Genomic DNA, 12,263 nt, shown 5'->3' with positions numbered 1-12,263 from the left:
GATGGATCCTCGGGACGAGCCCGAGGATGACGGAAACTGGAACCTACCAGGCAATCGTAAGCCCGCCGTCCACCACCAGGGTCTGGCCGTTCACATAGGACCCGGCCTTGGAGCACAGATAGACCGCCGTGCCCGCGATCTCGTCCGGCTGGCCGATGCGCTTCATCGGGTTCGGCTCCACCGTCACCTTCAGCACCTCCTCGTTTTCCCACAGATAGCGGGCGAAGTCGGTCTGGATCAGGCCGGGCGCGATGCAGTTGACCCGGATGTTCGACGGCCCCCACTCCACGGCCAGGTTCCGCGCCAGCTGCATGTCGGCGGCCTTGGACACGTTGTAGGCGCCGATCAGGGCGTTGCCGCGCAGGCCGCCGATGGACGAGATGATCACGATCGCCCCGTCCTTACGCTCGATCATCTGCGGCCCGACCATCTGGGTCAGCCAGTGGTTGGCCAGGACGTTGTTGTGGAAGATCTTCTCGAACTGCTCGTCGGCGATGCCGCCGATCGGCCCGGCATAGGGGTTGGTCGCGGCGTTGCACACCAGGATGTCGATCTGGCCCCAGGCGGCGTTGGTCTCGTCCACCAGACGCTGCAGGTCTTCCTTGGAGGCGATGTTGGCCGGGATCGCCATGGCGCGGCCTTCGCCGTGCTTGGCGTTGATCTCCTGGGCCACCTCTTCGCAAGGCCCGGCCTTGCGCGAGGAGATGACGACCCGGGCTCCGTGCTCGGCCATGCGCTGGGCGATGGCCTTGCCGATTCCCTTGGACGAGCCGGTGATGATGGCGACCTTGCCGGTCAGATCGAACAATTCCATGCGTATCCCCTGATTTCAGCGTGGTTTCTTCAGCCACGCCCTAGCTGTTTGGCTCTGATACCCCGATACTCGGTCGATTCCATCCGGGAAGACGGACAAAGCCGTTCCCATGCGCGCACTGACCAACGGTTTTCTGCTCTTCGGCTACGTCTTCCTGGCGATGACGGTCGGCGCCTTCCTGTGGCGTGCGGGTCTCGGCATCGGGCCGGGCGTCGCCGCGACCTTCGGCGTCCTGGGCGTGCTGGGCGCGGCTCACGCCATCTTCACCGGCGTCGGCGAACGCAAGGCCCTGCGCGCCGAGATCGGCCAAGTCCGTGAGGCGCACCGCCTTCTGGCCGACGCCATGGAACAGACCCAGTCGGCTCTGGGCGAACTGGCCACGGCCATCGAGGCCGGCGCCCTGTCGCGCACCGACGAACTGACCGGCGAGGTCCGGATGCTGGAGGACCTGATCCAGCAGATGAGCCTGTCCATCGACGAGCGGCTGAAGGTCGCGCCCATGGTCGCCCCCGACAGCGCCGAGGCCCGTCGCCATCAGCAGTCGAACCTGCTGCTCAAGACCGTCCACGACGCCCTGTCGGACAACCGCGTCGACCTCTACCTCCAGCCGGTCGTCACCCTGCCCCAGCGCCGGACCGTCTTCTACGAAAGCTTCACCCGCCTGCGCGATTCCACCGACCGGGTCATGATGCCGGCGGAATACCTGTCCATCGCCGAGGGCGAGGGTCTGGTCCCCGCCATCGACAATCTGCTGCTGTTCCGTTGCGCCCAGATCGTGCGCCGTCTGGCCCGTCAGGACAGGAAGGTCGGGGTCTTCTGCAACGTCGCCCTGTCGTCCCTGGGCGACGAGACCTTCTTCCCGCAGTTCCTGGAGTTCCTGTCGGAGAACCGCGACCTGAACCAGGCCCTGATCTTCGAACTGGGTCAGGCGACCTTCGACGCGCGCGGCGCGGTCGAGGCCCGCAACATGGCCAAGCTGGCCGATCTCGGCTTCCGCTTCTCGATCGACAAGGTCCAGACCCTGGACCTGGACTTCAACGACCTTCAGCGCTCGGACGTCCGCTTCATCAAGGTCGCCGCCGACCTGCTGATCGAACAGTTGCTGGACCTGGACGGCGGCACGCCGATCCCGTCCCTGCGCGACATCCAGGCCGCCGACTTCGCCCAACTGACCCGTCGCTACGGCATCGAGGTCATCGCCGAGAAATGCGAATCGGAACGCCAGATCGTCGACATCCTCGAACTGGATGTCGCGATGGGTCAGGGTCACCTGTTCGGAGAGCCGCGCGCCATCAAGGAACAGGTGCTGGCCGAGACCGATCCGCCCGCCGACTTCGTCCGCTCGACCCTGATCAGCGCCGAGAAACGCCGCCGTTACGGCTGATCCCGGCGACCACGAGGTGAACCATGCGTCGCCTGCTCGCCCTTCTGCTTCTGCTGCTTCCCCTGCCCGTCGTCGCCCAGGAGGTGACCGTCACCGAGGCGCCGGGCGAACTGGTCCACCAGATCGTCATTCCCGCCCCGCCCGCCGAGGTCTGGCAGGCGGTCGGCACGATGGAGGGCTGGCGCACCTGGGCCACCCCTCTGGTGCGCGCGGTCGCGGATTCTGACCGCTTCGAGACCAGCTACAACCCCGATGCGGCCCCCGCCGGGCCGGACACCATCGAACAGGAATGGATCGCCCGCGACGCCCCGCGCACCGTGTCCTTCCGCACCACGCGCACGCCCGAGGGCTTTCCGCACGCCGACGCCTATCTGAATGTGGTCTCGACCTTCGAGCTGACGCCGGGCGGCGATGACGCCACCCATCTGAAGCTGGTCACCTCGGGCTATCCGGACGATGCGGCGGGCGCGGCCCTGATGGGCTTTTTCCGCGAGGGCAACCGGCTGTCGCTGCAGCAACTTCACCAGCGCTTCGTCGATGGCCCCGTCGACTGGCCGACGCGGCTGTCCCGCCCCTGAAGTCGCTCAGATGAAGGCGGCGGTGACGATATAGTCGAAATTGTAGTTGCCGCTGGGCAGGTTGCCCGCCGTCAGAACGTCCATGCCCAGGGTGAAGCTGCCCGTGCCCAGAAGGCCCAGCGGCTTCAGGTCGAAGGTCATGCTGGACGCGGGCGTCGGCGGCGATCCGATGGCCCACAGGATGTTGCCCTGCACCGAGCCCACGGTGAATTTGGTGATCTGGGCGTTGCTGTTCGCCACCGGCTGAATCGTCACCCGGATCTGACGCAAGGCGCACAGGCCGCTCAGGTTCAGGAAGCCGCAGGAGATGGTGATGGTCGGCGGCGTCACTCCGCCGCTGTGAACGCGCACGCCATTGCCGCCCGTCTGCGTCACCGAGCCGTTGGTGCCGATGGTGAAGCTGGTGGCCGTGCTGCCGCGGATCATGCTGCCCAGCGCTGGCGAGATCGTGGGCGAGTGCGAGATCTGGATCTGGGCCGAGGCCGCCGAAGGGGCCGTCAGGGCGCAGACGGCGGCCGCCGTCGCCAGGAATGGCGAGGCGAGTTTCAGGATCGATGCGGCGCGGATTCGGAGGCTCATGCCCCACCCTCTCACAGCGTGATTTCCAAACCGTTCATCCCTGACGGGAAAGTTCAGGGCGCTTCCATCACCAGACAGGTCGAGGTCGCCGTCGCATAGAGCTTGCCGTCGGCGCCCTTCAGGCTCGCCTCGGCGAAGGCCGCGCGTCGTCCGATCTGCACGATCCGACCCTCGGTCACCACCGGCGTGCCCTCGGTCAGGGCGCGGTGGAACACCGTCTTGATCTCCAGAGAGGTATAGGCCTGCCCCGGCTTCAGCATCGAATGCACGACGCAGCCGCAGGCCGAATCCAGCAGGGTCGCGATATAGCCGCCGTGGACCGTGCCGATGGGGTTGTAGACCGCGCGGCTGGGCGTGCTCTCGAACCGCACCAGCCCCTCCTCCACATGCACCAGCCGGAAGTCGAGGGTCTGGGCGATGGGCGCCGCGTCGCCGTTCTGGAAGCCCAGCCGCAGTTGTTCGATGCCCGACAGATGGGCGAGGGCGCGAAGATCGGTCATGAAGAAAGGTCCGGGGAAGAAGTCCGTCTACAATAAGGACTGTCTCTCGAGAGGCAAGCTCTTAAGGCTCGGACTTGATCCGAGGATCGGAAGTTCCCCATCCCGAAACGAAGAAGAGGCGCACGATCGCTCGTGCGCCTCTTCAAATGTCTTGCCTTCGCGGCGTCCGATCCTCGGATCAAGTCCGAGGATGACGAGAAGCCTTAAAGTCCCGGCAGCTTGAACCCGCCCGAACGGCGCGGGGCGATCACGATCTGGCTCTGCGTGCCCGTCAGGGCCTGCAGGCGGGCATTCTCGCTGGCGGCGTCGATGGTCACGGCGCCTTGGGCGGTCTGGGTCTGGGTCGGGGCCTGGGAGGCCGTGTCGCCGCGACGCCAGAACATGATGCGGTTGGCGAAGCTCTCTTCCTTGTGCGCCAGGTCGCCGAACTCGTCGTCGATGACGTAGCGGGCCAGCGGATCGGCGCGGTCGGCGCCGGCGGCGGCCACCAGGGACTGTTCGCCCGGCGTGCGGGTGATCGACTGGCGCTGACCCAGCAGGATCTGACGGGCGGCGCTTTCCGGCGCCAGCTCCTGCGGGCGCGGCTGGCCCGGCGCCGGCGGACGCAGGCCGTACTCCGGCGGCACGGTCAGCGGGGCCGACGACACGGTCAGGAACTCGTCCGGCACGACCTTGGTCAGGCCGATGGACTGGCGCAGGCCACCACAGGCGGTGAGCGCGACGGCCGAGACGGCGATGGCGGAAACGGTCAGGATACGGGCGGTTCGCATGGGTCGGTTCGGCTCCGGCGCAACTGGGCGCCCAGGTCGGACGGTAAGGTTAGGCGAGGAAAGAGCGGGTGATTACGCCTTTTCAGGGGCCGCGCCAACGGCCGCTTTTCGCTCGGACATCACACTGTCGAGAATCAGCAGCAGAACGCCGACGGTGATCGCACTGTCGGCCACGTTGAAGACCCAGGGAAAGACCCCGGTTCCCGAGAAGTCGATGAAATCCACGACATAGCCGTACTGGATCCGGTCGATGGCGTTGCCGATGGCCCCGCCGATCACCAGGCCGATGGCCGAGACCAGCGTCCGCCGCTTCGCCCTCAGCGCCCACCAGGCCAGGCCCGCAGCCACGACGATGGAAAAGACGCTGAGCGCCCACCGCGCCGCGCCGCCGCCGAACAGGCCGAAGCTGACGCCCGTGTTCTCGACATAGGAGAAGTTCAGGATCGGCGGCAGGACCAGGACCCGGCCCACTTCCCGCAGGCTGAGCCCGTCCAGCATCCAGTATTTGGTCAGCTGGTCCAGGACGATGACGACGAGGGCGAATCCGTAGGCCGCCCAGGTTATGCGAGGGATCTTCATGCAGCCGGGTTAGCAGGCGAAATCGTCCGCGCCAACGCTGCTGTCGTCGCGGTCGCGCGAGCCTTCTCCTACGTCAACCGCGTTCGGGGTTAGAGTGACCGAAAAGAACCCGAGGAAGCCCGCGATGTCCGACGCCCGCCACCGCCTGATGACGCTGAAATCGTCCCTGCGCGAGACCCGCGTCGCGCCCGACCCGACCCCGTCCGACCTGGCCGAGGGCGAGGTCTTGCTGGCGCTGGACCGCTTCTCCCTGACGACCAACAATATCACCTACGCCGCCTACGGCGACGCCATCGGCTACTGGACGGTCTTCCCGACCGGCGACCCGGCCTACGGCATGATGCCGGTCTGGGGCTTCGCCGACATCGCCGCCTCCCGCGCCGAGGGACTGGAGGTCGGGGCCCGCGTCTTCGGCTACTTCCCCATGGCCGATACGCTTCTGGTCCAGGCCGAGAAGATCAGCCGGGGCGGATTCGCCGACGCCTCGCCGTGGCGAAAGAAGGTGCCGGACATCTACAACCGCTATGTCCTGTGCGCCGCCGACCGGAACTATGAAAAGGCGCTGGAGAACGCCGAGGCTCTGTTCCGCCCGCTGTTCGTGACCTCCTACACGGCCGTCGACTTCCTGCGCGACGCCGGCTTCTTCGGCGCGAAGCGGATCGTGATCTCCAGCGCCTCGTCCAAGACCGCCTACGGCTCGGCCTGGTGCCTGGAAAACGACGAGGTCGAGGTCGTCGCCCTGACCGGAACCCGAAACCGCGCCTTCGTCGAAGGCCTCGGCGCCTATGACGCCGTCCATGGCTATGACGAGGTCGAAAGCCTGCCGACCGGCGTGCCGACCCTCTATCTCGACCTCGCGGGCGACGCGGACCTGCGCCGTCGCGTCCACGCGCATTTCGGCGACGACCTGAAATACGACTGCCTGGTCGGCTCGACCCAGAGCGACAGCTTCACCTCCGGCGATCCCGAACTGGTCGGGCCCAAGCCCGTCTTCTTCTTCGCCGCCACCTGCCTGGACCAGCATCGCGAGCGCGGCACCCTGCACGACTTCTACGATCGCTTCCTCGCGGACCAGAAGACCTTCTTCGAGCGTGTCGTCGATCCGGCCTCACCCTGGATCCGCATCGTCGAACACAGGGGTTTCGAGGCCATCGCCGACGTGGTCCGCGACCTCGCCGACGGCGTCTCCGACCCGGCCGAGGGCGCGATCGGCGTCATCGACCGCTAGCCCCTGTCATCGACCGGCCCTATGCAGGGCCCATGACCCAGCCGCACGCCCTACCCCGCCTCAGCGAAGTCGCCGCCGACTACGACGTCCTGCTCTGCGACGTCTGGGGCGTGATCCACAACGGCCGCGAAAGCTGGCCCGAGGCCTGTGAGGCCCTGACGAAGTTCAATGAACAGGGCGGCCACGTCGTCCTGATCTCCAACTCGCCACGCCCCGCCTCGGACGTGATCGCCCAGTTGGACAGCCTGGGCGTGCCCCGCGACAGCTGGAAGGCCTTCGTCACCTCGGGCGACGCGACCCGGATGGAGCTAGCCCGCCGCGCCCCCGGCCCGGTCTGGATCATCGGCCCCGACCGCGATGCACCTCTTTATGAGGGTCTCGGCCTCGAACGCGCCGATGGCGCCGCCGACGCCGCCTTCGTCTCCGTCACCGGGCCCCGCTTCGACGACGTCGAGACGCCGGAGGACTACCGCGAGGCCCTGACGCCCGCCGCCGGCCGCGATCTGGAGCTGATCTGCGCCAACCCCGACCGCATCGTCCAGCGCGGCGACAAGATCATCTACTGCGGCGGCGCCCTGGCCGACCTCTACGAATCGCTGGGCGGTCGGGTGACCATGGCGGGCAAGCCCTATGGTCCGATCTACGCCCTGGCCCTGACCGAGGCGGAGCAACTGATGGGTCGTCCCGTCGACCGCTCGCGCGTTCTGTGCATCGGCGACGGCGTGGTCACCGACGTGCTGGGTGCCAACCAGCAAGCGCTGGACTGCCTCTTCATCGCCAAGGGCATTCACGGCGACGCCGCCCGCGGCGACGACGGCGTCATCGACCCCGCCCGCGCCCAGGTTCTCCTGAATAAGGAAACCGCCTACGCCCGCTACGCCGCACTCGATCTGAAGTGGTGATGCGCCGCCGCACGGCATGAGGTATGCTGGCGGCATGGACAGCGGCCAGGCCATCGAGATCCTGAACGATCACCGCGCCGAGCTGCAACGGCGGGGCGTCGCGCACGCGGCCGTCTTCGGCTCGACTGCCCGACGCCAGAACGGGCCCGAGAGCGATCTCGATCTGCTTGTGGAGATCGACCCTGCGGCCGAGCTTGGCGTCTATCAGTACGTCGCCCTGACCCGGTTCATCGGCGAGCTTTTCCCCGTGACGGTGGACATCGCCAACCGCGCCGCGCTCCAGCCCCACGTTCGCCCCTCCGCCGAGCGTGACGCCATCTATGCGTTTTGATCGAACCGCCCGCGCGCTTGCGGCGATCGAACATCATGCGCTTGAAGCCGAGGAGTTCCTCGTCGGTGTGGACCGAGATGCGTTTCGCGAGGACCGCAAAACCTTCCATGCCGTCACCCGCTGTCTGGAAATCATCAGCGAAGCGACGCGACGGCTCCCTGACGAACTGAAAGCCCGCCACCAGCATCTACCATGGCGAGACATCGCCGACGCGGGCAACGTCTACCGGCACGACTACGACAACGTCGCGGCGGACTTCGTCTTTCGGACAGCGACGCACGATCTGATCGCCATCCGGGACATGGCGCGCTGGGAACTCACGCGTCTCGACTGATGCTATCGCCAAATCGGCGAAGCGCGGCTAACACCACCCGATGATTACCGGACCTCACCCCTCGGGCGGCTATATCCTCGAAGAACTCTCGCCCGGCATGGTGGCGATCAAGGACGTCGAGGTCACCGAGGCCCGCATCGAACAGTTCGCCGAGGCCTCGGACGACTTCAACCCGGTCCATATGGACGAGGCTTTCGCGTCGAAGACCGCCTATCGCGGCCGGATCGCCCATGGCCTGCTCTCGGCCAGCTTCGGCTCGGCCGTGGTCGGCACCATCCTGCCGGGCGCCGGGGCCATCTATCTGTCCCAGTCCCTGGCCTTCCATAAGCCGGTCCGCATCGGCGACGTCGTCCGGGCCCAGATCACCGTCGCCTCGGTCGATCCCGAATCGGCCCGCGTCGTCCTGCGGACCGAGGGCTATGTGAACGGCGACATGATCATGGAGGGCGAGGCCGTGGTCCGCGTCCCTCGCCGCCGCCGTCCCGCCAAGGACTGAACGGCCCCCGCCAATGCCTGAAAAAGTGGGGCCCATCGAGATCATCCGCGACTGGCGCGACCTGCCCGCCTCGCAGCGAGGCGCCGCCGCCGCGCTCGGCGCCTTCGACGGCGTCCATCGGGGCCACCAGGCTGTGATCGCCTCGGCGCGTCAGGCCGCCGACCGGCTGAACGCGCCTCTGGCCGTCGTCAGCTTCGATCCGCATCCGCGCCGCTTCTTCCAGCGCGACGCCGCCCCCTTCCGCCTGATGACACCGGACCAGATGGCCCGCGCGCTAGAGCCTCTGGGCGTCGACCGCCTCTACCTCCTGCCCTTCGACGCCGGCATGGCCGCCATGACGGACGAGGCCTTCGCCGTGGACGTGCTGGCCGGCGGTCTTGGCCTCACCCACGCCTCCGTCGGCTTCGACTTCACCTACGGCAAGGGCCGCACCGGCTCGCCCGAGGCCCTGGCCCGCATCGGCCGTTCGCTCGGCTTCACCGTCTCCGTCACCGAACGGATCGACGACGCCGGCGGCCTGAAACTGTCCTCCAGCGCCGTGCGCGAAGCCCTCAACGCCGGCGACATGGACCGCGCCGCCAAGATCCTCGGCCGTCCCTTCGCCATCCAGGGCGAGGTCGTCCACGGCGACAAGCGCGGCCGCACCATCGGCGTCCCCACCGCCAACGTCCGCCTCGGCGACTACATGCGCCCGGCCTACGGCGTCTACGCGACCCGCACCCGCCTGCCCGACGGCCGCGTCGTCGACGGCGTCGCCAACCTGGGCGTCCGTCCCATGTTCGAGATCGCCGAGCCCCTTCTGGAAGTCTGGCTCTTCGACTTCGCCGAGGACCTCTACGGCCAGACCATCGAGACCGAACTGGTCGCCCTCCTGCGCGGCGAACTGAATTTCGACGGCCTCGACACCCTCAAGGTCCAGATCGACGCCGACGCGGCGGCGGCGAAGGCGGTGCTTCAGTCGATCTAGCCAGACAGTCGTTCGGAGACATCGCCATCTAGGATCACGTGCCCCCAGCAACTGGCCCTGATCTCATCACCTCCGCGTCGAAAGCCGACGTGGATGATTTGTCGGTCTAGTCGCTCTTGGATTGTCTGTATCGCAGGCACGAAGTCAGCATCGTTGGAGATCAGTAGCGCTACATCGTACGAATCGTTGATCGCGCCGGCGAACAAGTCGGTCACGATCTTCGTATCGACACCTTTCTCGACAAATCGCGATGTCGGCGCGCCGGACGCATCTGTTGATCGACGCTCTTTTCGATCAACACAATGGACGGTGTACCCGCTCATCTGGGAAAGATTGCGAGCGAGGAAGTTTTTAAGCCCCTCGTCCTTGCTCCCTGGTTGAGGATTGACCGACGCATAGACGTTCACGCCTCGAAAATTGATTGGCGAACCCGGCTGGGTACCCAAAACGGTGGGCAACTCTGCCAGCAAGGTTGGCGCTAGCTTTTCCCACGAAATGGGTACGAACGTCTTTTGAGCGTTCGCATCGGGCCGTACATTCTGGTTCCAGCCGAGCTGAAAATTCCAGAAATCTACAAAAACTCGAACTTTCGCCACCACCCAACCTCCGGTTCATTTCCGCCCAATAAAAAACCCGCCTCTCGGCGGGTGGGTACTAAGGTCCGAGCTAAATCGCTCGGTGGGCTGTATGCGTGAGATATGGCAATCGCAGTTCGCGCTGTCAACCGCAGAGTGAAAGTGAGGGATGGTGCTTCAAAAAAAGGCTGACGAGGCTCACGGACGCCATCGGCCGAACCGAACAGCCGCTTGTTGTCCCGGCGCGCCGCCTCGACGTTCTTGGTGAAGACGTACAGGAAGTCCTCGCCGAAGGTCGGGCTGTTGGCGTCGATGGACCGGACGGTGACCTTCTCGCCGTTGGCGGCGGTGATCCGGCGCAGGGTGACGCCCTTCGGCTTCTTGCCGGCGCGGCGACCTGTTTCGGAGCGGACCATCGTGATGTCGGTCATGGCTTCAATATCGGCCCTCGCCCGCCATTTGACAACGCCTCAGCCCCCCGCCGCCTCGATGACCTTTATGGTCTCGGCCTGGGTCGAGGTTCCATCGGAGCGGACGATGTCGTCCACCTTCCAGTTCGGTCCCTCACGAACCAGCTTCAGCGTCTGACCCGTCGTTTCGCCCGCGTTGGTGAAGACCACCGCCGCCGTGGCGTTGTTCGGATCGGTCTGGCCCACGGTGACATTGTCGAGCGTGAAGGCGCCCTGGTCCTGGCAGTTGCAGATCAGGTCGTAGTTCAAGGACGGCACCTCGCCGTTTGCCACGCGGACATCGGCTCCGATGGTGGCGTTCATCGTCCGCGAATAGATCGGGTCCTGTCCCGGCGCCGGGGTCTCGCCCTTGGGCCCTCCCGCCACATACTGGGCATAGAGCGCCCGCACGAAGGGCTCCGGCCCCTCGGACGCCGCCGCATAGACGGCTTCGCGCGTGCCGTCCGCCGTGGCGGCGGGCGCGGCGGCTTCAGGCGCCGTCTTCTCCTCGCCCTGCGAACAGGCGGCCAGGGCGATCGCGGCGATGGAACTCAGGATCAGGGTGCGCATCATCGGTCTCCGGTTCATTGGGCCTTGGCGGCCCTGGTTTCGGCGATCCAGCGGGTCATGGCCTCGACCAGGGGCGCCTGCGGATACGCGCCCGTCTGGTCGCGCACGATGTCGTCGATCTTCCAGGCCCCGCCCTCGTTCACCAGCCTGAAGGTCTGGGTCTTGCGCTCGACCGGCTGGGCGCCCGCCCATTCCAGCACCACGGTCGCATCGGCCCGATTGGCGCCCGTGGGCGTCACCGTCACGCTCTTCAGCACCATGCCGCCGTCGTCCTGGCAGTCGCAGATCGGGTCGGCTTCGAAATAGGCGTACTCGCCCGGCTCCCCCAGGGCTTCGGTCTCGCCGATCAGGGCGTCGGTGCGCGCGGACCAGATCCCGGGCGTCTCCACCGCGCCCACGGTCAGGTCTTCGTTCGGGACCTTCGTGCCGCCCGCCTCGACCGAATAGAGCGACCGCACGAAGGCGTCCGGCGTCTGGGCGTGTTCCGTCATCTCCACGGCCGGGCTCTCGGCCGCCTCCTCCGAGGCCGAACATCCCGCGAGCGCCAGAACCGCGACGCCCGCCGCCATGATCGAAATCCGCATACACCCTCCCGCCGACGCTCCCCGGCGCCGTTCGCGGACGACGTTAGCGAAACTCCACGCCTTGCCCAGCCCCCACGCCCTGACGAAGACCGACCGGGTCACGGCGTCCGCAACCCCCGCCGGAACGACCAGGCCTGCAGCGGGATCACGTCGTCGATCCGCCATTCCCCGCCGTGTCGTTCCAGCGGCAGGATCAGACTGACCGTCTGGTCCTCTTTCGGCGCGATGGCCGCATATTTCCCGGCGAAGTCGAACACGACCCGCGCCACCGCTCGATCCTGGTCCGCCGCCAGCACGGTGATGGTCAGCAGCCGGAGGTCGCCCGGATCCTGACACTGGCAGATCGGATCGGCGTCGAAGGCCGTGGCGTCGTCCCCGGCCGCCCTCGCCCGATCCATCATCGCGATCAGGGCGGGCGTGAAGACCAGCCCCCGCTCGTCGCCCAGGGGCGTGACGATCTCCAGCGTGCCCGATCCGTACAGCCAGCCCAGGAAGCAATGAACGCCCCGCTCCGCCTCCGACCCGGCCCAGGTCTCCGGCGCGATCGGACAGTCTGTCGGCGCGGGCGCGGTCTGACCCGTCAGGGCGGCGGCGACCATCAGGGCGGCCAGCATCGGGCGTCT

The 12,263-nt window shown here is 66.9% G+C and carries 18 protein-coding genes; 8 read left to right on the top strand and 10 right to left on the bottom strand.

Translation table 11 applies throughout. The features are described 5' to 3' along the window. Positions 1-43: 43 nt before the first annotated feature. Positions 44-814 (bottom strand): SDR family NAD(P)-dependent oxidoreductase, encoded by a 771-nt coding sequence (locus tag ACETK8_RS08845; protein WP_374039132.1) that lies wholly within the window; start codon positions 812-814, stop codon positions 44-46. Between the two features lie 109 nt (positions 815-923). Here ACETK8_RS08845 and ACETK8_RS08840 point away from each other — a divergent pair, with 109 nt between their 5' ends. After that, the gene (locus tag ACETK8_RS08840; RefSeq protein WP_374039131.1) at positions 924-2,198 is read left to right on the top strand and encodes an EAL domain-containing protein; all 1,275 of its coding nucleotides are present in this window, start codon (positions 924-926) and stop codon (positions 2,196-2,198) included. Positions 2,199-2,221: 23 nt separating this feature from the next. Further along, positions 2,222-2,776: an SRPBCC family protein gene (locus ACETK8_RS08835; RefSeq protein ID WP_374039130.1), complete on the top strand. Its 555-nt coding sequence runs from the start codon at positions 2,222-2,224 to the stop codon at positions 2,774-2,776. A 6-nt stretch (positions 2,777-2,782) separates the two neighbouring features. Here the strand turns inward: ACETK8_RS08835 and ACETK8_RS08830 are convergent, their stop codons facing one another. From ACETK8_RS08830 to lspA, 4 genes are all read right to left on the bottom strand, one after another. Then, positions 2,783-3,355 (bottom strand): hypothetical protein, encoded by a 573-nt coding sequence (locus ACETK8_RS08830; protein WP_374039129.1) that lies wholly within the window; start codon positions 3,353-3,355, stop codon positions 2,783-2,785. A 53-nt stretch (positions 3,356-3,408) separates the two neighbouring features. Then, the gene (locus tag ACETK8_RS08825; protein WP_374039128.1) at positions 3,409-3,855 is read right to left on the bottom strand and encodes a PaaI family thioesterase; all 447 of its coding nucleotides are present in this window, start codon (positions 3,853-3,855) and stop codon (positions 3,409-3,411) included. A gap of 203 nt (positions 3,856-4,058) precedes the next feature. Beyond that, a complete protein-coding gene (locus ACETK8_RS08820; RefSeq protein ID WP_374039127.1) occupies positions 4,059-4,625 on the bottom strand; it encodes a DUF3035 domain-containing protein in 567 nt (188 codons plus the stop codon). 72 nt (positions 4,626-4,697) lie between these two features. After that, a complete protein-coding gene (lspA, locus tag ACETK8_RS08815; RefSeq protein ID WP_374039126.1) occupies positions 4,698-5,204 on the bottom strand; it encodes a signal peptidase II in 507 nt (168 codons plus the stop codon). A 124-nt stretch (positions 5,205-5,328) separates the two neighbouring features. On the opposite strand from lspA, the gene ACETK8_RS08810 reads away from it, so the two are divergent. The 6 genes from ACETK8_RS08810 to ACETK8_RS08785 are packed head-to-tail and all read left to right on the top strand — an operon-like array spanning position 5,329 to position 9,462. After that, complete coding sequence (locus ACETK8_RS08810; protein WP_374039125.1) at positions 5,329-6,432, top strand: DUF2855 family protein; 1,104 nt, start codon at positions 5,329-5,331, stop codon at positions 6,430-6,432. Positions 6,433-6,464: 32 nt separating this feature from the next. After that, the gene (locus ACETK8_RS08805) at positions 6,465-7,334 is read left to right on the top strand and encodes a TIGR01459 family HAD-type hydrolase (protein WP_374039124.1); all 870 of its coding nucleotides are present in this window, start codon (positions 6,465-6,467) and stop codon (positions 7,332-7,334) included. A gap of 34 nt (positions 7,335-7,368) precedes the next feature. After that, on the top strand, positions 7,369-7,665 hold the full coding sequence (locus ACETK8_RS08800) for a nucleotidyltransferase family protein (RefSeq protein WP_374039123.1): 297 nt from the start codon (positions 7,369-7,371) through the stop codon (positions 7,663-7,665). After that, positions 7,655-7,999, top strand: a complete 345-nt coding sequence (locus ACETK8_RS08795; protein WP_374039122.1) for a DUF86 domain-containing protein — start codon at positions 7,655-7,657, stop codon at positions 7,997-7,999. Before ACETK8_RS08800 ends, ACETK8_RS08795 begins: the two co-directional genes overlap by 11 nt. Positions 8,000-8,042: 43 nt before the next feature. Further along, positions 8,043-8,495 carry a MaoC family dehydratase gene (locus ACETK8_RS08790; protein WP_374039377.1) on the top strand — a complete coding sequence of 151 codons (453 nt, stop codon included), beginning with the start codon at positions 8,043-8,045 and terminating at the stop codon, positions 8,493-8,495. A 13-nt stretch (positions 8,496-8,508) separates the two neighbouring features. Beyond that, positions 8,509-9,462, top strand: a complete 954-nt coding sequence (locus ACETK8_RS08785) for a bifunctional riboflavin kinase/FAD synthetase (RefSeq protein ID WP_374039121.1) — start codon at positions 8,509-8,511, stop codon at positions 9,460-9,462. Here the strand turns inward: ACETK8_RS08785 and ACETK8_RS08780 are convergent. The 5 genes from ACETK8_RS08780 to ACETK8_RS08760 all read right to left on the bottom strand — a co-directional run bounded on the left by ACETK8_RS08780 (position 9,459) and on the right by ACETK8_RS08760 (position 12,254). Then, positions 9,459-10,058, bottom strand: a complete 600-nt coding sequence (locus ACETK8_RS08780; protein ID WP_374039120.1) for an NYN domain-containing protein — start codon at positions 10,056-10,058, stop codon at positions 9,459-9,461. The two genes, ACETK8_RS08785 and ACETK8_RS08780, sit on opposite strands and share 4 nt — an antisense overlap. Next, positions 10,034-10,468 (bottom strand): hypothetical protein, encoded by a 435-nt coding sequence (locus ACETK8_RS08775; protein ID WP_374039119.1) that lies wholly within the window; start codon positions 10,466-10,468, stop codon positions 10,034-10,036. The genes ACETK8_RS08780 and ACETK8_RS08775 overlap by 25 nt, the downstream gene beginning before the upstream one ends. A 39-nt stretch (positions 10,469-10,507) precedes the next feature. Next, the gene (locus ACETK8_RS08770) at positions 10,508-11,056 is read right to left on the bottom strand and encodes a DUF3828 domain-containing protein (RefSeq protein WP_374039118.1); all 549 of its coding nucleotides are present in this window, start codon (positions 11,054-11,056) and stop codon (positions 10,508-10,510) included. Positions 11,057-11,070: 14 nt separating this feature from the next. Beyond that, the gene (locus tag ACETK8_RS08765; protein ID WP_374039117.1) at positions 11,071-11,640 is read right to left on the bottom strand and encodes a DUF3828 domain-containing protein; all 570 of its coding nucleotides are present in this window, start codon (positions 11,638-11,640) and stop codon (positions 11,071-11,073) included. 98 nt (positions 11,641-11,738) lie between these two features. Further along, complete coding sequence (locus ACETK8_RS08760) at positions 11,739-12,254, bottom strand: DUF3828 domain-containing protein (RefSeq protein WP_374039116.1); 516 nt, start codon at positions 12,252-12,254, stop codon at positions 11,739-11,741. Positions 12,255-12,263 lie beyond the last annotated feature (9 nt).

The sequence above is a fragment of the Brevundimonas staleyi genome, assembly GCF_041893865.1.
Lineage (GTDB): Bacteria > Pseudomonadota > Alphaproteobacteria > Caulobacterales > Caulobacteraceae > Brevundimonas > Brevundimonas staleyi.
The sequence above is the reverse complement of the archived record's forward strand: the minus strand, read 5'-3'. Positions and strand labels throughout refer to the sequence as shown.

Bases quoted from the DNA above. Each gene is read 5' to 3' on its own strand.
- ACETK8_RS08760 (WP_374039116.1), bottom strand. From the start codon at position 12,254: ATGCTGGCCGCCCTGATGGTCGCCGCCGCCCTGACGGGTCAGACCGCG.
- ACETK8_RS08830 (WP_374039129.1), bottom strand. From the start codon at position 3,355: ATGAGCCTCCGAATCCGCGCCGCATCGATCCTGAAACTCGCCTCGCCA.
- ACETK8_RS08795 (WP_374039122.1), top strand. From the start codon at position 7,655: ATGCGTTTTGATCGAACCGCCCGCGCGCTTGCGGCGATCGAACATCAT.
- ACETK8_RS08810 (WP_374039125.1), top strand. From the start codon at position 5,329: ATGTCCGACGCCCGCCACCGCCTGATGACGCTGAAATCGTCCCTGCGC.
- ACETK8_RS08845 (WP_374039132.1), bottom strand. From the start codon at position 814: ATGGAATTGTTCGATCTGACCGGCAAGGTCGCCATCATCACCGGCTCG.
- ACETK8_RS08805 (WP_374039124.1), top strand. From the start codon at position 6,465: ATGACCCAGCCGCACGCCCTACCCCGCCTCAGCGAAGTCGCCGCCGAC.
- ACETK8_RS08800 (WP_374039123.1), top strand. From the start codon at position 7,369: ATGGACAGCGGCCAGGCCATCGAGATCCTGAACGATCACCGCGCCGAG.
- ACETK8_RS08775 (WP_374039119.1), bottom strand. From the start codon at position 10,468: ATGACCGACATCACGATGGTCCGCTCCGAAACAGGTCGCCGCGCCGGC.
- ACETK8_RS08770 (WP_374039118.1), bottom strand. From the start codon at position 11,056: ATGCGCACCCTGATCCTGAGTTCCATCGCCGCGATCGCCCTGGCCGCC.
- lspA (WP_374039126.1), bottom strand. From the start codon at position 5,204: ATGAAGATCCCTCGCATAACCTGGGCGGCCTACGGATTCGCCCTCGTC.
- ACETK8_RS08825 (WP_374039128.1), bottom strand. From the start codon at position 3,855: ATGACCGATCTTCGCGCCCTCGCCCATCTGTCGGGCATCGAACAACTG.
- ACETK8_RS08840 (WP_374039131.1), top strand. From the start codon at position 924: ATGCGCGCACTGACCAACGGTTTTCTGCTCTTCGGCTACGTCTTCCTG.
- ACETK8_RS08820 (WP_374039127.1), bottom strand. From the start codon at position 4,625: ATGCGAACCGCCCGTATCCTGACCGTTTCCGCCATCGCCGTCTCGGCC.
- ACETK8_RS08785 (WP_374039121.1), top strand. From the start codon at position 8,509: ATGCCTGAAAAAGTGGGGCCCATCGAGATCATCCGCGACTGGCGCGAC.
- ACETK8_RS08835 (WP_374039130.1), top strand. From the start codon at position 2,222: ATGCGTCGCCTGCTCGCCCTTCTGCTTCTGCTGCTTCCCCTGCCCGTC.
- ACETK8_RS08765 (WP_374039117.1), bottom strand. From the start codon at position 11,640: ATGCGGATTTCGATCATGGCGGCGGGCGTCGCGGTTCTGGCGCTCGCG.